14 protein-coding genes and 1 pseudogene are annotated in these 18,089 nt (G+C 68.2%); 6 read left to right on the forward strand and 9 right to left on the reverse strand.

Annotated elements, in window-relative coordinates:
- Positions 1-57 precede the first annotated feature (57 nt).
- The 4 genes from N7I30_RS04220 to N7I30_RS04235 form a co-directional block, all read right to left on the reverse strand.
- Positions 58-1,020, reverse strand: a complete 963-nt coding sequence (locus N7I30_RS04220) for a YVTN family beta-propeller repeat protein (RefSeq protein WP_498636904.1) — start codon at positions 1,018-1,020, stop codon at positions 58-60.
- Positions 1,020-1,559, reverse strand: coding sequence for an SRPBCC family protein (locus tag N7I30_RS04225; protein ID WP_029702838.1), 540 nt, complete (start codon positions 1,557-1,559; stop codon positions 1,020-1,022). The genes N7I30_RS04220 and N7I30_RS04225 overlap by 1 nt, the downstream gene beginning before the upstream one ends.
- A 151-nt stretch (positions 1,560-1,710) precedes the next feature.
- Complete coding sequence (locus N7I30_RS04230) at positions 1,711-2,517, reverse strand: IclR family transcriptional regulator (protein WP_498636906.1); 807 nt, start codon at positions 2,515-2,517, stop codon at positions 1,711-1,713.
- A gap of 22 nt (positions 2,518-2,539) precedes the next feature.
- Positions 2,540-4,615: a 3-hydroxyacyl-CoA dehydrogenase NAD-binding domain-containing protein gene (locus N7I30_RS04235; protein WP_498636908.1), complete on the reverse strand. Its 2,076-nt coding sequence runs from the start codon at positions 4,613-4,615 to the stop codon at positions 2,540-2,542.
- Between the two features lie 271 nt (positions 4,616-4,886).
- Between N7I30_RS04235 and pimC the strand changes: the two genes are divergently transcribed.
- The 4 genes from pimC (at position 4,887) to N7I30_RS04255 (ending at position 11,368) form a co-directional block, all read left to right on the forward strand.
- Positions 4,887-6,092 (forward strand): pimeloyl-CoA dehydrogenase large subunit, encoded by a 1,206-nt coding sequence (pimC, locus tag N7I30_RS04240; RefSeq protein ID WP_370195911.1) that lies wholly within the window; start codon positions 4,887-4,889, stop codon positions 6,090-6,092.
- Positions 6,093-6,190: 98 nt separating this feature from the next.
- Positions 6,191-7,339: an acyl-CoA dehydrogenase family protein gene (locus tag N7I30_RS04245; protein WP_498636910.1), complete on the forward strand. Its 1,149-nt coding sequence runs from the start codon at positions 6,191-6,193 to the stop codon at positions 7,337-7,339.
- Positions 7,340-7,685: 346 nt separating this feature from the next.
- Positions 7,686-9,452 carry a gamma-glutamyltransferase gene (gene ggt, locus N7I30_RS04250; RefSeq protein WP_498636912.1) on the forward strand — a complete coding sequence of 589 codons (1,767 nt, stop codon included), beginning with the start codon at positions 7,686-7,688 and terminating at the stop codon, positions 9,450-9,452.
- A 131-nt stretch (positions 9,453-9,583) separates the two neighbouring features.
- Positions 9,584-11,368 carry an adenylate/guanylate cyclase domain-containing protein gene (locus tag N7I30_RS04255; RefSeq protein ID WP_498636914.1) on the forward strand — a complete coding sequence of 595 codons (1,785 nt, stop codon included), beginning with the start codon at positions 9,584-9,586 and terminating at the stop codon, positions 11,366-11,368.
- A gap of 119 nt (positions 11,369-11,487) precedes the next feature.
- Here N7I30_RS04255 and N7I30_RS04260 read toward each other — a convergent pair.
- The 3 genes and pseudogenes from N7I30_RS04260 to N7I30_RS04270 form a co-directional block, all read right to left on the reverse strand.
- Positions 11,488-12,173: pseudogene (locus tag N7I30_RS04260) on the reverse strand (type 1 glutamine amidotransferase domain-containing protein).
- Positions 12,174-12,201: 28 nt separating this feature from the next.
- Positions 12,202-13,233, reverse strand: coding sequence for an NADPH-dependent curcumin/dihydrocurcumin reductase (gene curA, locus N7I30_RS04265; protein WP_498636916.1), 1,032 nt, complete (start codon positions 13,231-13,233; stop codon positions 12,202-12,204).
- Between the two features lie 288 nt (positions 13,234-13,521).
- Complete coding sequence (locus N7I30_RS04270; protein ID WP_024349697.1) at positions 13,522-14,019, reverse strand: lactoylglutathione lyase family protein; 498 nt, start codon at positions 14,017-14,019, stop codon at positions 13,522-13,524.
- Between the two features lie 103 nt (positions 14,020-14,122).
- On the opposite strand from N7I30_RS04270, the gene N7I30_RS04275 reads away from it, so the two are divergent.
- Complete coding sequence (locus tag N7I30_RS04275; protein WP_498636918.1) at positions 14,123-15,019, forward strand: LysR family transcriptional regulator; 897 nt, start codon at positions 14,123-14,125, stop codon at positions 15,017-15,019.
- 137 nt (positions 15,020-15,156) lie between these two features.
- Here the strand turns inward: N7I30_RS04275 and N7I30_RS04280 are convergent, their stop codons facing one another.
- Both N7I30_RS04280 and pncB read right to left on the reverse strand, forming a co-directional pair.
- Entirely contained in the window at positions 15,157-15,642 is a 486-nt protein-coding gene (locus N7I30_RS04280) for a MarR family winged helix-turn-helix transcriptional regulator (RefSeq protein WP_498636920.1), read from the reverse strand.
- A gap of 111 nt (positions 15,643-15,753) precedes the next feature.
- Positions 15,754-17,058 (reverse strand): nicotinate phosphoribosyltransferase, encoded by a 1,305-nt coding sequence (gene pncB / locus N7I30_RS04285; protein ID WP_498636922.1) that lies wholly within the window; start codon positions 17,056-17,058, stop codon positions 15,754-15,756.
- Between the two features lie 256 nt (positions 17,059-17,314).
- On the opposite strand from pncB, the gene N7I30_RS04290 reads away from it, so the two are divergent.
- Positions 17,315-17,992 carry a glutathione S-transferase family protein gene (locus N7I30_RS04290; RefSeq protein WP_188076157.1) on the forward strand — a complete coding sequence of 226 codons (678 nt, stop codon included), beginning with the start codon at positions 17,315-17,317 and terminating at the stop codon, positions 17,990-17,992.
- Positions 17,993-18,089 lie beyond the last annotated feature (97 nt).

Genomic DNA, 18,089 nt, shown 5'->3' on the forward strand with positions numbered 1-18,089 from the left:
GGCATGTCTCCTTCGCGCGGGAATCTGGCGCAAGAGTCTGGCCATGATGTGATATCGTCAGGGCGCCTTGCCGATGAACTCCCCGAAGGCGCGCGGGCCGTCGCCGACCTCGACCGATCCCAGCACCTCAAGCGTCTCGGCGTCGATCTTCGACAGCGTGTTGTCGAACCAGTTGGCGACATAGACGAAGCGCCCGTCGCTGCCGACATCGATGCCTTCGGGATATTCGCCGGTTTCCAGCTGCTCCAGACGCTTGCCGCTCGCCGCATCGAAGACGGTGACGGTGCTGCCATACTGGTCGGTGACGAACACCTTGCCGCGGCTTTCGGCCACCGCATAGGGGTGCGAGCCGACCGGGACCGTGGACGTCACCGTATGGGTCGCCACATCGATGATGCTGACGTCGTCGCTGCCGACATTGGCGGCATAGACCCTTTTGCCATCCGGCGAGATGGTCACGCCGAAGGGCCGCTCGCCGACCGCAACGCGGGCGATGGCCGCGCCGGTCGCCGTGTCGATGAAGGAGACCTGGTTGGAATCACGGTCGGCGGTGACGACCACCCTGCCGTCGCCGCTGACGGCGACGCCGGAGGGCGATTCCCCGGTCTCGAAGGACCCCACCACCTTGCGCGTCTCGGGATCAAGAACGAGTAGCGAATGGGAAAACCAGTCGGCGACATAGACCGGCGCACCGGACGGATGCACCGCGATGCCGAGCGGCCCGCCGCCGGTGGCGATCTCGCCGATCGTCTCGCCGCTTGCGGTGTCGACGATGCTGATCGCCTTGTCCTCGGGCCGCGAGACATAGGCGCGGCGGCCATCGCTGGAGACCGCGATCCCCGCCGGCTTGCCGGTGATGGCGATGCTCTTCGTCACCGCCATGGCGTCGAGATCGACGAAGGCGAGTTCTCCCGCCTCCTGGCTGGTGACATAGGCGATGTCGCCGGCCGCGGCCGGCAGCGACCAGAGCAGCGCGGCGACGAAGGCCGCTTTCGCCCCGCTCGCTGCGACGCGCGGCATCAGGAGCCCGATTCGACGGTCGCCTTCAGATTGTCGAGACCCTCGCGGATATAGGCGGTGACCCCTTCCACAGCGGCCTCGTCGTTGAGCTCGGCCGGCGGATCGTTGTTCGGATAGCCGCGATAGAAGGCGGCGCGCCACTGCACCTCGGACCCGGCGCCGTCCTTGGCCGGCTTGACGGTGATGGTGGAGGAGTAGTTCGTCGCCGGCAGCAGATCGACATTCACATGGCCGATGAAGGTCGAGTAGCTCATCTTGGTCGCGTCGTATTTCGACAGCTCCTCCTCCATCATGCCGCCGTCGGTGAAGCCGAGGGTGCGGATCGAGCCCTTCTCGTTGCCCTTGGGGGCGTCGGTCATGGCGATGCGCGGATGCCAGGACATGTCGCCGAATTCGGCGATCTTGGCCCAGACCTTGTCCGGTGCTGCGTCGATCGTGACGGTTTCGCTCGCCTTCTGGCGGGTCGGGCCGTGCGCGAGGGCCAGTCCCGGCAGGACGAAAAGCGCGACGATGAAGCTGATGATGCGTGCTGCCACGATCGGGGTCTCCCATTGAGTGTGACCGACCGGTCCGGTGCCCAAAACCGACGCGGATTGCGGCGAAACCTATTGCCATCGCGCTGGAAGGAAAAGGGACTTCGTCCCGGGCGCGACGATTTTCCTATGCGCATCGCCAAAGCCGGCGGCGCGGCTACAGTCCCAGCGCGCCGCGCACCGCTTCAGCCGTGCGCTTCAGCTTCGGCCCGACGTCGCTGCGCAGCCGCTCGGCCGGCAGCGCGAAGGCCGGGCCGCCGCAATTCAGCGCAAAGGCCAGACCGCCGGTGCCGATGGCCAGCGGCACGCCGACGGCGTTGACCTCGCGCTTCCAGTCGCCGGCCGAGGCGACGAAGCCCAGTTCGCGGAAATCCTCGAGCGCCGCGGCGATCCCCGCCTCCATCGCCGGCCAGGCCTCGCCCTCGCGGGCGGCCAGCTTCGCCATCAGATCGGCGCGATCGCGGTCCGGCAGGCCGGCGAGATAGGCCCGCCCGATGGCCGAGGTCGCGAGCTTCAGATGGCTGCCGACGTCGAGATCGACCCGGATGGCGCTCGAACCCCGGCAGGCCTCGACATAGAGCATAGCCATGCCGTCGCGGGTCGCCAGGGCGACCGAGCACTGGGTCTCGTCGGCCAGCGTCTGCATGAAGGGCCGGGCCACGTCGCGCACCCCGAGCGAGCCGAGCGTGGCGAAGCCCAGGGCGAGCGCGCCCGGCCCCAGCCGGTAATTCGCCGATTCGGGCAGATGCACGAGATAGCCGAGACGGCTCAGCGTATAGGTGAGGCGCGACACGGTCGCCTTGGGCAGGCCGGTGCGCCGGGCGATCTCCTGATTGCCGAGCGCGCCGTCGTCGCGGCGGAACGAGCGCAGGACGTCAAGGCCGCGCACCAGCGCGGTGACCATGCCGGGATCGTCCTCCAGCGCTGGTCCCTCTGCCGCGCCGTCCGCGTCCCGCCTGCGCATCGCCGGGCCCTCCGCCGCGCTCTCAGGCGGCGCCGGTGAAGGAGCCGCCCTCGCGCACGATCCGCTCCAGCATCGGTGCCGGGGTGAAATCCGCGCCGAAGCGGGCCTCGAATTCGCGCATCTTCTCGAGGATCACGTCCGGTCCGATCGTGTCGGCGGTGAACATCGGCCCGCCGCGATAGACCGGCCAGCCATAGCCGTTGATCCAGACCACATCGATATCCGAGGCGCGCTGGGCGATCCCCTCATCGAGGATCTTCGCGCCCTCGTTGATCATCGGATAGACCAGCCGTTCGAGGATCTCGTCGTCGCCGATGGCGCGGCGCTCGAAGCCCTCCTCGCGCGACTTTGTGAGGATGACCTCCTCGACCATGGCCGAGGGCGAGCCCTTGCGGTTCTCGTAGTAGTCATAGAACCCGGCCGAGGTCTTCTGGCCGCGGCGATCGGCCTCGCAGAGCCGTTCGCGGATGGTCTCGCCCTTCGACGTCTCGCGGTTCCAGCCCAGATCGAGCCCGGCGAGATCGGCCATCTGGAACGGCCCCATCGGCAGGCCGAAATCGGTCAGCACCCGGTCGACGTCCCAGGGCATCGCGCCTTCCAGGATCAGCTTGTTGGCCTCGCGCTGGCGGGCCGACAGCATGCGGTTGCCCACGAAGCCGTGGCAGACGCCGACGAGCACCGCCGTCTTGCCGATGTCGCGGCCGATCTTCATCGCCGTGGCGATGACGTCCTTCGCCGTCTCCCGGCCGCGCACGACCTCCAGCAGCTTCATGATGTTGGCGGGCGAGAAGAAGTGCATGCCGAGCACGTCGGCCGGCCGCTTTGTCACCGACGCGATCTCGTCGATGTCGAGATAGGAGGTGTTGGAGGCGAGGATCGCACCGTCCCTGGCGATCGCGTCGAGGCGCGTGAAGATCTCCTTCTTCACCGCCATCTCCTCGAAGGCCGCCTCGATGATCAGGTCGCAATCGGCCAGATCACCAAATTCCAGCGACGGCGTCAGGAGGGCATTGGCCTTTTCGGCGTCCTCCGCACGGATGCGGCCCCGCCGGACCGAGGCGGCGTAGTTCTTGGCGATGGTGCCGGTGCCGCGGTCGAGGGCCGCCTGGGCCTGCTCGACGATGGTGACGGGAATGCCCGCCGACAGGAAGTTCATGGCGATGCCGCCGCCCATGGTGCCGGCGCCGATGATGCCGACGCGGCCGATCCTGCGCGTCGGCGTGTCGGCGGGAATGTCGGCGATCTTGGCGACGGCCCGGGTGGCGCCGAAGACATAGCGCTGGGCCTTGGACTGGGTGCCACCCAGGAGTTCGACGAAGATCTCGCGCTCGCCGGCCAGCCCTTCGTCGAAGGGCAGGCGCGCGGCATTGGCAACGGCGTCCATCGCCTTTTCGAAGCTCTCGAAGCCGCGCATCTTGCGGCCATGGCGCTCGCGCGCACTCGCCAGCGCCGCGTCCACATCCTCGCCGTCGAGGCGCTGCGCCTCGTCCCGGATCCGGCGCAGCGGCCGGCCTTCGGCGAGGATCGCATTGGCGAAGCGCAGCGCCTCGGCGCGCAGGTCGCCGGCTGCCAGTTCGTCGACGACGCCGAGGGTCACCGCGCTCGCCGCGCCGACCGGCGTGCCGGTGAGGATCATGTCGAGGGCGCGGGGCAGGCCGACCAGCCGCGGCAGCCGCTGGGTGCCGCCGGCGCCGGGGATGATGCCCAGCTTGATCTCGGGCAGGCCGACCTTGGCCGAGGGCGACGCGATCCGGTAATGGCAGGCCAGCGCCAGCTCCAGCCCGCCGCCGAGCGCCGTGCCGTGCAGCGCCGCGATCACCGGCTTGTCGAGGGCCTCGATCTGGTCCTGCAGATCCTGCAGGGTGGGCGCCGCGATCGGCTTGCCGAACTCCTTGATGTCGGCGCCGGCGATGAAGGTGCGGCCGGCACAGATCAGGACGATGGCCTTGACCGCCGGGTCCGCCGCGGCGGCCTCGAGCCCCGCGGCGACGCCTTCGCGCAGGATGTGCGACAGCGCGTTGACCGGCGGGTTGTCGAGCGTCAGCACTGCGATCTCTCCCTCGACGTCCAGCGTCGTGGCGGGATTGATTGTCGTCATGAAACTGTCCTGGAATAGCTGGCGGGCCGGGCCCTGCGGAGAAGGCAGCCGGGGTTGCGGGGGGCGGCAAACTGCCCGGACGGGAGCGCCGCGTCGTCGTTGACAGAGGCTAGGGCGATTTCTACTTTGCGGCAATTGCAAAACCGAATTCCACGATGCGGAATCCGGGACGAGGATCGCAGGGCCGGTTCTGCTTCACGAGGGCGGGAGACGAGGCCCGCGGCGGGTCCGCCTGCCCCGCATCGCCCTTCACCGACAAGGATGGACACAGATGGACCTTCGCTTCACCGACGAAGAGGTCGCGTTCCGCAACGAGGTCCGCAGCTTCATCCGCGAGAACGTGCCGGCCGACGTCACGGCGGCGCTGCGCGACGGGCGCCACGTGTCGAAGGACGGCATGGTGCGCTGGACCCGCATCCTCAACGCCAAGGGCTGGTCGGTGCCCCACTGGCCGGTGGAGCATGGCGGCACCGGCTGGTCGCCGATCCAGCAATATATCTTCCAGGACGAGATGCAGCAGGCGCCGGCGCCGCAGATGCTGCCCTTCGGCCACAACATGGTCGCCCCGGTGATCTACACCTTCGGCAACGATGCCCAGAAGGCGAAGTACCTGCCGCGCATCGCCAATCTCGACGACTGGTGGTGCCAGGGCTTCTCCGAGCCCGGCGCCGGCTCCGACCTCGCCAGCCTGACGACCCGCGCCGTGCGCGACGGCGACCATTACGTCGTCAACGGCCAGAAGACCTGGACGACCCTCGGCCAGCATGCCGACTGGATCTTCTGCCTGGTGCGCACCGATCCCGACGCGCCGAAGAAGCAGATGGGCATCTCCTTCCTGCTCATCGACATGACGACGCCGGGCGTCACCGTCCGGCCGATCCAGACCATCGATGGCGGCCACGAGGTCAACGAGGTGTTCTTCGACGACGTGCGCGTACCGGTCGAGAATCTCGTCGGCGAGGAGAACAAGGGCTGGGACTACGCCAAGTTCCTGCTCGGCCACGAGCGCGTCGGCATCGCCCGGGTCGGCGGCTCGAAAGAGCGGATCCGCCGCCTGAAGGAGATCGCCCGGCTGGAGTTTGCCGGCCAGACCCCGGTCTGGGAGAACCGCCGCTTCCGCGAGAAGGTCGCCGCCGTCGAGGTCGAGCTGAAGGCGCTGGAGATGACCCAGCTGCGCGTCGTTTCGGCCGAGGCCAAGCGCGGCCATGACGGCAAGCCCGATCCCGCCTCCTCGATCCTGAAGATCAAGGGCTCGGAGCTGCAGCAGGCGACGACCGAGCTCCTGATGGAGGCGATCGGCCCCTATGCCCTGCCCTACGAGGCGGAGCGCGAGGACGGCCGCAACGAGCCGCCGGTCGGGCCGGACTACGCCGCCTCGCTGGCGCCCGCCTATTTCAACTACCGCAAGGTGTCGATCTACGGCGGCTCCAACGAGATCCAGAAGAGCATCATCGCCAAGGCGATCCTCGGCCTCTGATCGCGCCGGCGCCCGCCGCGCCGGCCTTCGCCTTCCCTATTCGCCGGCTCAGGCGCGCGATCGCGCCGCCGGCCCCGCCAGCAGCAGGACGCCACCCAATGGATTTCGACCTTTCCGACGAACAGACCATGATCCGCGAGTCGGTCGAGCGGCTGATCCAGGACCGCTACGGCTTCGAACAGCGCGGGCGCTACCGCGCCGAGGAGCCCGGCTTCAGCCCGGCCATGTGGTCCGCCTTCGCCGAGCTCGGCCTGACGGCGGTGCCCTTTGCCGAGGACGATGGCGGCTTCGGCGGCGGCCCGGTCGAGACGATGATCGTCATGGAGGCCTTCGGCCGCGGGCTGGTGGTGGAGCCCTATCTCGCCACGGTGGTCATGGCCGGCGGCGCGATCCGCCATGCCGGATCGGACGCGCAGCGCGCCGCATGGGTGCCGGGCCTTGCCGACGGCTCGACGCGCCTCGCCTTTGCCTTTGCCGAGCGGACCATGCGCTACGACCCGGCCGTCGCGGCCATGGCGGCGACGCCGTCCGGTGACGGCTACACGCTGACCGGCGAGAAGTCGCTGGTGCTGCACGGCGACAGCGCCGACGGCTTCGTCGTCCTCGCCCGCACCGGCGGGTCCGCCGGCGACCGCTCGGGCCTCGGCCTGTTCCTCGTCCCCGCCGATGCGCCGGGCCTGTCGCGCCGGGGCTACCCGACCCAGGACGGCATGCGGGCCGCCGAGCTGACCTTCGACGGCGTATCTGTGCCCGCCGACAACGTCCTCGGCGATCCGGCGGGTGCGTTGCCGGTAGTCGAGCGGGTGATCGACGAGACCATCGCCGCGCTCTGCGCCGAGGCCGTCGGGTCGATGCAGCGCATGCACGAGCTGTCCATCGCCTATCTGAAGGAGCGCAAGCAGTTCGGCGTGCCGATCGGCGGCTTCCAGGTGCTGCAGCACCGCGGCGCCGAGATGTACATGGCGCTGGAGCAGGCGCGCTCGATGATGCTCTACGCCACGATGAACGCCTCCGAGCCCGACGCCGCCACCCGCCGCGAGGCGATCTCCGCCGCCAAGGTGCAGATCGGCCGCTCGGCCAAATTCATCCGGGAAAGCGCCGTGCAGCTTCACGGCGGCGTCGGCGTCACCATGGAATACGAGGTCGGCCACCACATGAAGCGCCTCGCCATGATCGACCTCGCCTTCGGCGACGCCGACCACCATCTGGAGCGGCTTGGCGAAAACGGCGGCCTCGCCGCGCTGTAGCGGGCTCAGCCGTTTCGGCGCACGAGGGGCGCTCATATCTCTCTCGCGACTGCGCCGAGCTCAAAGGCTGAGGCATGGGTCCTCGGGTCAAGCCCGAGGATGACGCACGGTGAGATGATGGCGGCTTGCCGTCGACGTCCGCGATAAGGCACCCCCATCAAACAAGGTCGTCATCCTCGGGCTTGACCCGAGGACCCATGCCAAATCGCCGCCACCGCTGCCAACGTGTGGATACCGCCGCCCGCTGCGACCTCACCCGCGCGCCACCGCACCGCGCCTCCCCAAACCCACCTTCCACCCCGCCTCGCGGCGCGCTAGCTTTCGACACCATCGGGAGGATCGCGCCATGCGTCGTTTACCGCTTGCCGGGCTGTGGCTCGGCGTCTGTCTTGCCATTACCGGATCGGCCGTCGCCCAGGAGCAGGCCGCCGATCGCGTCCAGCCGGAGATCGCGACCGAGGCGACCGCCAAGGCGCTGGTGCGGGCCGAGCGGCAGATGGTGGCGGCGGCCAATCCGCTGGCGGCGGAAGCCGGTCTCGCCATCCTGCGCGACGGCGGCAACGCCATCGACGCCATGGTGACGACGCAGCTCGTGCTCGGCCTAGTCGAGCCGCAATCCTCCGGGATCGGCGGCGGAGCCTTCCTGGTCTATTTCGACGCCGAGGCCGGCCGGCTGACCACCTTCGACGGCCGCGAGACCGCACCGGCGGCGGCGACGCCGAAACTCTTCCTCGACGCGGCCGGCGAGCCGCTTGCCTTCTACGACGCCGTCGTCGGCGGCCGCTCGGTCGGCACGCCCGGCACGGTGCGGCTGCTGTTCGACACCCATGAGCGCTACGGCAGGCTTCCCTGGGCCACAATCGTCCAGCCGGCGATCGATCTTGCCCGCGAGGGCTTTCCCGTCTCGCCCCGGCTCCACGAACTGATCGCCGAGGATGCCGAGCGGCTGTCACGCTATCCCGGTACGAAGGGCTATTTCTTCGGTGCCGACGGCGCAGCGTTGCCGGTCGGGACCATCCTGACGAATGCCGCCTATGCCGACACGCTGGCGGCGATCGCCGAGAACGGCGCCGACGGCTTCTACGAGGGTCCGGTGGCGCAAGGCATCGTCGACACGGTGCGCAACGCCGAGGGCAATCCCGGCGTACTCGCGCTTGCCGATCTCGCCAGTTACGCCATCGTCGAGCGCGAGCCGGTCTGCGTCGTCTATCGCAGCGTCGATGTCTGCGGCATGGGGCCGCCCTCCTCCGGCGCGCTGACCATCGGCCAGATCCTCGGCGTGCTCTCTCCGCACGACATGGCCGCCCTTGGCCCCGACAGCGCCGAAGCCTGGCGGCTGATCGGCGATGCCTCGCGCCTCGCCTTCGCCGATCGCGGTCGCTACATGGCCGACAGCGACTTCGTGCCGATGCCGCAGCGGGGCCTGCTCGACCCCGACTATCTGGCCGGGCGGTCCGCGCTCCTGTCCGGCGATGGCGCGCTGGCCGACGATGCCGTCGCCCCCGGCATGCCGCCCTGGGACCACGCCATGCTTCTGGGCGACGACATCGCCATCGAGCTGCCGTCCACCAGCCATTTCGCCATCGTCGATCCGGACGGCAACGTCGTCTCCATGACGACGACCATCGAGAACGGCTTCGGATCGCGGCTGATGACCGGCGGCTTCCTGCTGAACAACGAACTGACCGACTTTTCCTTCGCCACCCATGACGCGGAGGGGCATGTCATCGCCAATGCGGTGGCGCCGGGCAAGCGGCCCCGCTCGTCCATGGCGCCGACCATCGTCATGCGCGACGGCGCGCCGGTGATCGCCATCGGCTCGCCCGGCGGCAGCCGCATCATCGGCTATGTAGCGCAGGCGCTGATCGCCATGCTCGACTGGGAGATGGACGTGCAGCAGGCCATCGCCATGCCGCATCTGGTCAATCGTTTCGGCACCTTCGACGTTGAGGCCGGCACCCGCGCCACGGCCCTGGCCGCCCCGCTGCGCGATCTCGGCTTCGAGGTGAACGAGACCGATCTCGATTCCGGCCTGCACGGCATCGTCATCACGGCGGACGGGCTGGAAGGCGGGGCCGATCCGCGCCGCGAAGGCGTGGCGGTTGGCGATTGAGGTTTTGCGGGCCGGGCGGCACCCGCGTGCCCGGTTCCGCTGGCCGTCAGCCGGGCTGAGTTTTCCATTGGCCGGCCTTCCGCAAGTCTGGTAAAACCCAGCCGTTCGCTCCAATAGGAAACGCGTCGACCATGACGCCCCTGCGCCGGCTTGCAGCCATCCTGTCACTGGATGTCGAAGGCTTTTCCGGTCTGGTCGAGGCTGACGAAACCGCAGCCCTCGCCGCGGTCGAACGCGCCTACAAGCGGTTCGTGCGCCCCACCGTCGGCGAGTTCGGCGGCGACATCTTCAAGACCAGCGGCGACGGCGTGCTCATCGAATTCGGCAGCGCAGTCAACGCCGTCCAGTGGGCGGCGCGCTTCCAGCGAGCGCTGCTTGCCGACCGCCAGGAGCACAGGCCGGCACTGCCGGTGCGGATCGGCATCGTCATCGGCGACGTCGTCGTCACCGAGCACGACCGCTTCGGAGAAGGCGTGGTTCTGGCAACCCGCGTGCAGCAGATCTCGCCGGCCGGCGGCATGGCCATCAGCCGCGGCGTGTTCGAATATCTGCAGGGCAAGACCGATCTCTATTTCACCGGCATCGGCCCCTGCGAACTGAAGGGCTACGCCCGGCACGAGCCGATCTGGGTGTGGACGCCCAAGGTGATCAGCGCCAGCCGGGCGCGCCGGATCGCGGTCCCCGATCCGCACACCCAGCCGTCGGTGGCGGTCATGCCCTTCGACAATCTCAGCGGCGATCCGGGACGCGACAATTTCATCGACGGCATGGTGGAAGAGGTCACCGCGAGCCTCGCCCGGGTCCGCGAGTTTCTCGTCATCGCCCGCCAGTCCGCCGCCACCTACCGCGGCAAAGCATTGGGAGCGAAGGAAATCGCCGCCGAGCTCGGCGTGCGCTACATCCTGCAGGGCAGCGTGCGCTTTTCCGACCGGCGCATGCGCGTGTCGCTGAATCTGGTGGATGGCGAGACCGCGCTGCAGATCTGGAGCGAACGGATCGACGCGGAGATCGACGATCTCTTCCAGGTCCAGGACTACATCGCCGAGACCGTCTCCGGCGCACTGCATCCGACCATCCGCCGCGCCGAGATCGAACGCGCCCGGCGCCGGCCGCCGGACAATCTCGTCGCCTACGACCTCGTCATGCGGGCGCTGCCGCATCTGTGGGCGCATCGCCACGACGAGAACGACCTCGCCATCGGGCTGATCGACGAGGCCCTGGCGCTGGAGCCCGACAATGGGCGCGCGGCAGCGATCGGCGCCTGGGCCCATGCCCAGCACATCGCCTATAACTGGGCGAACGATATCGGCGAGCAGCGAACGCGCGGACGGGCGCTTCTGGACCGCACGCCGGGCCGCATCGACGACGACCCGCTGGCCCTGACCGCAGTGGCCACCGCCACCATGCTGATCGAGGCGGATCTGGAGCGCGCGAACGCGCTGTTGGACCGGGCGCTGGATCTCGACGTCAATCACGCCTGGGCCTGGACGCGGCGGGGCTTCGCCCGCGTCTATGCCGGCCAGCCGGACGACGCCTTCGCCTGTTTCGAGCGGTCGCTGCGGCTGTCGCCGCTCGACCCGTTCGCCTTCAACTCGTTCATCGGCATCGGCCTGGCGCATTTCGCCTCGGACCGGCCCGAGGAGGCCGCCCGCTGGACGCGGCGGGCGCTGGCGGAAAAGCCGGGCATGACCTGGCCGCATCGCGATCTGGCGGCCTTTCTCGGCGCCTGCGGCCAGGAGGCGGACGCGCGTCTGGCGTTGGAAAGGTTCACGGCCAGCCGTGCCGGCACGACCATCGCGACCGTGCGCGACGCGCTGCGCTTCATGAACGGGGCGCTTCTCGATCGCTATTGCGCCGGGCTTGCGGCCGCGGGACTGGACGAACGCGAGGATATCGGGCTGCGCGCCGCGACGTAACCTGTGCCTTCCGGTCGGCGGGCGACGCAACAGCTGCAGACAGCAAAAGGCGGAGCCAACCGTGGCTGCCTCCGCCTTGCTTCAACGTATCGGAGCGCCGCAGGGCGCTCCCTTCAGGCTCAGAGGAAGGTCAGCAGCTTGCGCGCGGCCTCTTCGGAGGAGGCCGGGTTCTGGCCGGTGACCAGCTTGCCGTCGGTGACCACGAAGGATGCCCAGTCGTCGCCCTTCTGGTACTCGCCGCCATTGGCGGTCAGCATGTCCTGGACGAGGAACGGCACGACGTCGGTCAGGCCGACGCCCTCTTCCTCGGTGTTGGTGAAGCCGGTCACGGTACGGCCCGCGACCAGCGGCTTGCCGTCGGCGGTCTGGGTGTGACGGAAGACGGCCGGGGCGTGGCAGACCGCGCCCACCGGACGATCGCTTCGCGCGAAGGTCTCGATCAGCCGACGGCTGTCGGCGTCCTCGGCAAGATCCCAGAGCGGGCCGTGGCCGCCGGGAAAGAAGATCGCGTCGAAACCGTCGGCATCGACCGAGGAAAGAACCTGGGTGCTCGCCAGATCCTGCTGGGCCGCCTTGTCGAGCTTGAAGCGCTCTTGAAGCGCTTGGTCGCGTCGGTCTGCGCGTCCTCGGAATCGCTCATCGGATCCAGCGGCGGCTGGCCGCCCTTCGGCGAGGCCAGCGCGACGTCGGCGCCGGCGTCCTTGAAGACGTAATAGGGCGCGGCGAATTCCTCGAGCCAGAAGCCGGTCTTCTTGCCGGTGTCGCCGAGCTGGTCATGCGACGTCAGAACCATCAGAATTTTCATGGTTGGGTACCCTTCGAATGTGTCGGTTTCAGTCAGCGAGGTGGATGACGCGCTTGCCGAACGCTTCACCCTTCAGGAGGCCAATGAACGCGCCCGGCGCCTGTTCCAGCCCGGAGATCATCTCCTCGCGGTAGCGGATCTTCCCGTCCTTGACCCAGGCGCCCATCTGTTCGGCGAATTGCGGGTAGAGATGGCCGAAATCGTCGAAGACGATGAAGCCGCGCATGGTCATGCGCTTGCGCAGGATCTGGCCCATCAGATAGTTCATCCGGTCCGGGCCGTCGGGCAGCGAGGTGGCGTTGTACTGGGAGATCAGGCCGCACACCGGGATGCGGGCCGAGGGGTTGAGCAGCGGCAGCACCGCGTCGAAGACCGCCCCGCCGACATTCTCGAAATAGATGTCGATGCCGTCGGGCGCGGCGTCCTTCAGGGCGTCGGCGAAGCCGTCGGCCTTGTAGTCGACGCAGGCGTCGAAGCCGAGAGTCTCCACCACATGGGCGCATTTCTCCGCCCCGCCGGCAATGCCGACGACGCGGCAGCCGAGGATCTTCCCGATCTGCCCGACGGTGGCGCCGACCGGGCCGCTGGCACCGGCGACGACCAGCGTCTCGCCCAGCTTCGGGGCGCCGATCTGCGTCAGGCCGGCCCAGGCGGTGAGGCCCGGCATGCCGAGGACGCCAAGCGCCCAGGACGGGTTCTCGGGGTTCCTGCCCATGTTGATCACGCCCTTGCCGTCGGACAGGGCGTAATCCTGCCAGCCGCCGAAGGCGACCACCCAGTCACCCTCGGCAAAGCCGTCGACATTCGAGGTGACGACCTGCGCGACGGTGCCACCCACCATGACCTCGCCGATCTCCACCGGCGCGGCATAGGACGGCGCGTCACTCATGCGGCCGCGCATATAGGGGTCGAGGGAGAGGTATTCGTTGCGCAGGAGCATCTGCCCGGCGCCGGCTTCCGGCCGCTCGACCGTTTCCAGGCGCAGCGTGTCGTCGTTCGGCTCGCCCCTGGGGCGTTCGGCCAGCACATAGCGGCGATTGACTTCGGTCGACTGGGTCATGGTGTCCTTCCGGATAATGTGGATCGGTCGAGGCTCTCGCCCGCGACCGCCGACGACAACGGCCGACGGTGGCGAACCACGGCGTCGGCCGGCATCGGCAATGTCGGTCGGGACGTCTGGCGTCCCGTGATGCGCCTAAGCTGTGGTCCCGATCGTCGAATGCAATCCCGACGCACCGTTCATCGGCAGGCGGACAGGCACGCGGTTAGCGGCCCCTAACAGCACAGGCCGGCACCGCTCGAGGCGATGCCGGCCTGCTCGTGCCGTGCGGACCAGTGTTTCGCCGGATCAGGCGTAGGCACCCGCCGAATAGGTCAGCTCGTAGCTGTGGCTGTAGATCTCGAAGACGATGCCGAAGGGGTCCTCGACATAGACCATCCGGTAGGGCTTCTCGCCGGGGAAATATTCGCGCACCGGCATGCGCTGGCGCCCCCCCGCCGCGACGATCTTCGCCAGAAGCCCCTCCAGATCGGGGTCCTGGATGGCGAAATGGAACATGCCATGCCGGCGGAACGGCAGATTGTCGTCGGGTGCCTCATTGCCGTCGAACTCGAACAGCTCGAAGCCGATGCGGTCGGCCGTCGCCAGATGGGCGATGCGCAGCGACCGCCAGCCGGGGCCGAAGACGTCGGTGCACATCTGGCCGATGTCGCTGTCGTCCTCGGTCACCGTGGTCGGCGCCATGATCGTGTAGAAGCCCATGACCTCCGTGTAGAATGTCACGGCCGCGTCGAGGTCGGGGACGGACAGGCCGATATGGGAAAAGCTGCGGGGTGTCGGGAGCATCGTGCGATCCTTCGCTGGAATTGGCTGATCCCGAGATAGGCCTTTGCCGCGCTGACGTGAAATTATCGTTTGAATGGTTTTCCATAACATTTCACAATAAGCCATGCTGAACGCCCAATGGCTCGAGACCTTCACCACGCTTTGCGAGACCGGCCATTTCACCCGAACGGCCAGCCGGCTGGCGATGACCCAGCCGGGCGTGTCCCAGCATCTGCGCAAGCTGGAAGAGCAACTCGGCCAGAGGCTGATCACCCGTGACGGCAAGAGCTTCAGCCTGACCCCGGCGGGCGAGGCCGTCTTGGCCATGGGACGCGCGCGGCGGGCCGAGGAACAGGCCTTGCGCGCCGCCATCCTGCGCGACGATGCCGATGTCGGAGCGGTGGCGATTGCCTGTTCGGGCAGCTTCGCCATGCGGCTCTTCCCGCAGCTTCTGCCGCGCATGGCAGCGGCGCCGCAACTGACGATCCGGCTGGAGGCCGCGCCCCAGGAGCGGGTGCTGGCGGGCGTTGCCGATGGCGCCTTCGATCTCGGCATCGTCGATCATCCGCCGGGCCATGCGCGCCTCGCCGCGGAGCATCTGGGCCGCGAGGAGCTATGCCTCGTCCTGCCGGCGGCTACGGAGGACGGTCCCGTCAGCTTCGCCGATCTGGACGCGCGTGGCTTCATCGCCCATCCCGACGGCTTCGCCTATGCCGACGAATTGTTCGCGCTGAATTTCCCGGGGGCCTTCAAGGGCGCCGATCGCCTCAACGTCCGGGCGCATGTGAACCAGATCAACCAGATCCCCGCGCCGGTCGCGGCCGGCATCGGCTACACGCTTCTGCCGCGCAGCGGTGTCGAGGCCTATCCCGGCCGCGAAAGGCTGCGCGTCGTGACGCTGCCGCAGCCCCGCCACCACGATCTCTGGCTGATCCAGCGCCGTGGCCGGGTGCTGCCCGCACGCGTCGATGCGATCGCCGGCCAGATCAGGGCGACCGCCGCCAGTCTCTCGGGTGGCTGACGCGCAGCCTGGACAGAGCCGGCCCTTGTGGTGGTGCCGCGCCGGCCGGCGCCCTGTCGCAGGCACCGCCGGCTGTGTCGTACCAGCCCCGGCCTCCGCTTCGGCGTCTTACGCCTGGGTCTGTCCGGAGGAGGCGGTCATGCGTCTGCCTCGGCGGGTTCGCGCGGCGCATCGCAGCTGCTCTCGCCCGCCTCGAACGTCGAGAGATTGCCGATCACGGTCGCCAGCGCATCGGCGAGGGTGCGGCGCTCGGCCTCCGACAGACCGGCCTGCGCGTCCTCGAAGACCCGCGCCGCACGGCTGCGCATCGGCTCCATCAGATCGCGACACTTCTCGGTGGTGAAGAGCTGGCGCGCCCGCCGGTCCTTCGGGTCCTGCCGGCGTTCCACGAGACCTGCGGCGACCATGCGGTCGACATGCCGGCACACGGTCATCGGCTCGAGTTCCAGGAGCGCGGCCAGCGCCGACTGCCCGATGCCCTCGTTCTTGGAAAGGCGGGCTACGATGTGGAGCTGCGCCGAGGTCATGGCGATGTCGCGGCTTTCCTGCTCGAAGCGGCGGCGAATGAGACGCGCGGCGTCGATCAGCAGGAAGCCGAGACTTGGAGGTGTCTGATCTGTCATGAACGTGATCTAATAACCCTGCTTATGATAAGCAATTCATAGCACGGCCGTCGACACGGATTTTCCCGCCGCCATCGGCGACAGGGTTATCGACCGGTCATGCCGGCCTGTTCAGACCGCCAGCGCGCGCTCGGCATAGGCGGCTTCACCGAAGACCCGGTGGTAGCGCGCCACCGCCTCGGGATCGCCGCTGGTCTTGGCGGGATTGTCGGAAAGCTTCACCGCCGGCCGACCATTGGCCGATGTCACCTTGCAGACCAGCGAGATCGGGTCGAGCCCGGTGCTCGGCTCGGGCGAGGCGCCGCGGAAATCGTTGGTCAGATTGGTGCCCCAGCCGAAGCTCATGCGCACCCGGCCCTCGAAATGCCGGTAGGTCCGCTCGATCGTGTCGGAATCCATGCCGTCCGAGAACACCAGCAGCTTGTCCTTGGGGTCCTGCCCCATGCGCTTCCACCAGGCGATGATCTCCTCGCCGCCCTCGATGGGGGGCGCGGAATCCGGCCGGAAGCCGGTCCAGGACGCCAGCCATTCCGGCGCATTCTGCAGGAAGGCGGAGGTGCCGAAGGTATCGGGCAGGACGATCAGCAGGTTGCCGCCATAGTAGCTCTGCCACTCGCGCAGCACCTCGTAGGGCGCCTGGCGCAGTTCGACGTCGCTGCCGGCGAGCGCCCCCATCACCATGGGCAGTTCGTGGGCGTTGGTGCCGATGGCCTCCAGATCCGTCTCCATGGCCAGGAGCACGTTGGAGGAGCCGAGGAAGCGGTCGCCGAGCCCTTCCTTCAGGGCCTCCACGCACCAGCGCTGCCACAGGAAGGAGTGCCGCCGGCGCGTGCCGAAATCGGAAATGCGCAGATTCGGCAGGGCCTGCAGCCGCTCGACCTTGCCCCACATCTTGGCCTTGGCACGGGCATAGAGCACGTCGAGCTCGAAGCGGCCGAGATCCTTCATCGCGGCGCGCGAGCGCAGCTCGTTGATGATCGCCAGCGCCGGGATCTCCCACATCATGGTGTGGGTCCAGGGACCGTGGAAATCCAGCTCGAACTGGCCGTCGACCCGGCGCAGCTCGTATTCCGGCAGGCGGAAATCCTCCAGCCATTCGAGGAAGTCCGGCCGGAAGATCTGCCGCGTGCCGTAGAAGGTGTTGCCGGCGAGCCAGATCATCTCCCGCTTGGTGAAGGAGAGCGTGCGCACATAGTCGAGATTCTCGCGCAGCTCCTGCTCGTCGACGATCTCGGCGAGGCGCACATGCTTCGAGCGGTTGTTCAGCGAGAAGGTCGCCTGCACGTCCGGGTGCTGCCCCCGGATCATCTGCAGCATCAGCAGCTTGTAGAAATCCGTATCGAGCAGGCTGCGCACGATCGGGTCGAGCTTGAACGTGTGGCTCCAGACCCGGGTTGCGATATCCGTGGCCACCATGCCGGCCTCCTCAAAGTTCCCGGATGCCGCCGCCCATGCCTGCGGCACCCCCTCCGTACGGGTCCATCGCCAAGCCGTTACATGACTTGCCCATCGGGATAAAGCGTGCGGATGAAGCGCGTACGGTCCGGCCGATCGCTGGCAACTGGCCGGCATCGCGTCGGCGGCCATCGATGAACGCAGCGTCGTCCTTGCCTTCGCTCCCCTCTGTCACAGCATATGCGGTCGACAATCTGCCAATGGGGACCTCGCACAGATGCTGAAATTCTACTTCCACCCGACGCCGAACCCGATGAAGGTCGCGCTCTTCCTCAAGGAAGCCGGCCTCGAATTCGAGCTCGCGCCGGTCGACACGCTGAAGGGCGAACAGCACGAGGCCGCGTTCCGGAAGATCAATCCCAACGGCAAGCTGCCGGCGATCGAGGACGACGGCAAGCGGGTCTTCGATTCCAACGCCATCCTGCTCTATCTCGCCGACAAGCATGGCAAGTTCGCCGGCAAGGCCGAGGATCGCGGCGAACTCCTGTCCTGGCTGATGTTCATCGCCACCGGTGTCGGCCCCTATTCCGGCCAGTCGGTGCATTTCCGCACGGTCGGCAAGGACAAGTCCGACTATGCCGCCAACCGCTATCTGCGCGAGGCCCAGCGGCACTACCAGGTGCTGGACGACCATCTGGCCGGCCGCGAATTCTTCGTCGGCGACGACTACACCATCGTCGACATGGCGGCCTGGGGCTGGATCGACCGCGCGAAGATGGTGCTGGGCGAAGGCGAACTCGCCAATTACCCGAACCTGTCGCGCTGGTTCGCGGCCATCGACGCCCGGCCGGCCGTGGCCGAGGCCCGCAAGGTCGGCAGCGATGTCGGCTTCAAGTCGGAGCGCGACGAAGCCGCCCTGCGGGCGCTGTTCCCGCAGAACTACCCGGCCGGCTGATCCGGTCCGCCGGAGCGCCCCGGCGCTCCGGCCCTTGCTCGCCGGCTTCTGGCCGCTATCGTCGCGCCGGGGCAGGAATCGTCCTGTCCCGCATGCT

This window comes from Aurantimonas litoralis, assembly GCF_026153195.1.
Classification (GTDB): Bacteria; Pseudomonadota; Alphaproteobacteria; order Rhizobiales; family Rhizobiaceae; genus Aurantimonas; species Aurantimonas coralicida.

What these genes read in the sequence shown, in the direction of transcription:
- N7I30_RS04235 (WP_498636908.1), bottom strand. Translation starts at nt 4,615, where the DNA reads ATGACGACAATCAATCCCGCCACGACGCTGGACGTCGAGGGAGAGATC.
- N7I30_RS04280 (WP_498636920.1), bottom strand. Translation starts at nt 15,642, where the DNA reads ATGACAGATCAGACACCTCCAAGTCTCGGCTTCCTGCTGATCGACGCC.
- N7I30_RS04220 (WP_498636904.1), bottom strand. Translation starts at nt 1,020, where the DNA reads ATGCCGCGCGTCGCAGCGAGCGGGGCGAAAGCGGCCTTCGTCGCCGCG.
- ggt (WP_498636912.1), top strand. Translation starts at nt 7,686, where the DNA reads ATGCGTCGTTTACCGCTTGCCGGGCTGTGGCTCGGCGTCTGTCTTGCC.
- N7I30_RS04245 (WP_498636910.1), top strand. Translation starts at nt 6,191, where the DNA reads ATGGATTTCGACCTTTCCGACGAACAGACCATGATCCGCGAGTCGGTC.
- N7I30_RS04270 (WP_024349697.1), bottom strand. Translation starts at nt 14,019, where the DNA reads ATGCTCCCGACACCCCGCAGCTTTTCCCATATCGGCCTGTCCGTCCCC.
- pimC (WP_370195911.1), top strand. Translation starts at nt 4,887, where the DNA reads ATGGACCTTCGCTTCACCGACGAAGAGGTCGCGTTCCGCAACGAGGTC.
- pncB (WP_498636922.1), bottom strand. Translation starts at nt 17,058, where the DNA reads ATGGTGGCCACGGATATCGCAACCCGGGTCTGGAGCCACACGTTCAAG.
- N7I30_RS04290 (WP_188076157.1), top strand. Translation starts at nt 17,315, where the DNA reads ATGCTGAAATTCTACTTCCACCCGACGCCGAACCCGATGAAGGTCGCG.
- N7I30_RS04255 (WP_498636914.1), top strand. Translation starts at nt 9,584, where the DNA reads ATGACGCCCCTGCGCCGGCTTGCAGCCATCCTGTCACTGGATGTCGAA.
- curA (WP_498636916.1), bottom strand. Translation starts at nt 13,233, where the DNA reads ATGACCCAGTCGACCGAAGTCAATCGCCGCTATGTGCTGGCCGAACGC.
- N7I30_RS04230 (WP_498636906.1), bottom strand. Translation starts at nt 2,517, where the DNA reads ATGCGCAGGCGGGACGCGGACGGCGCGGCAGAGGGACCAGCGCTGGAG.
- N7I30_RS04275 (WP_498636918.1), top strand. Translation starts at nt 14,123, where the DNA reads ATGCTGAACGCCCAATGGCTCGAGACCTTCACCACGCTTTGCGAGACC.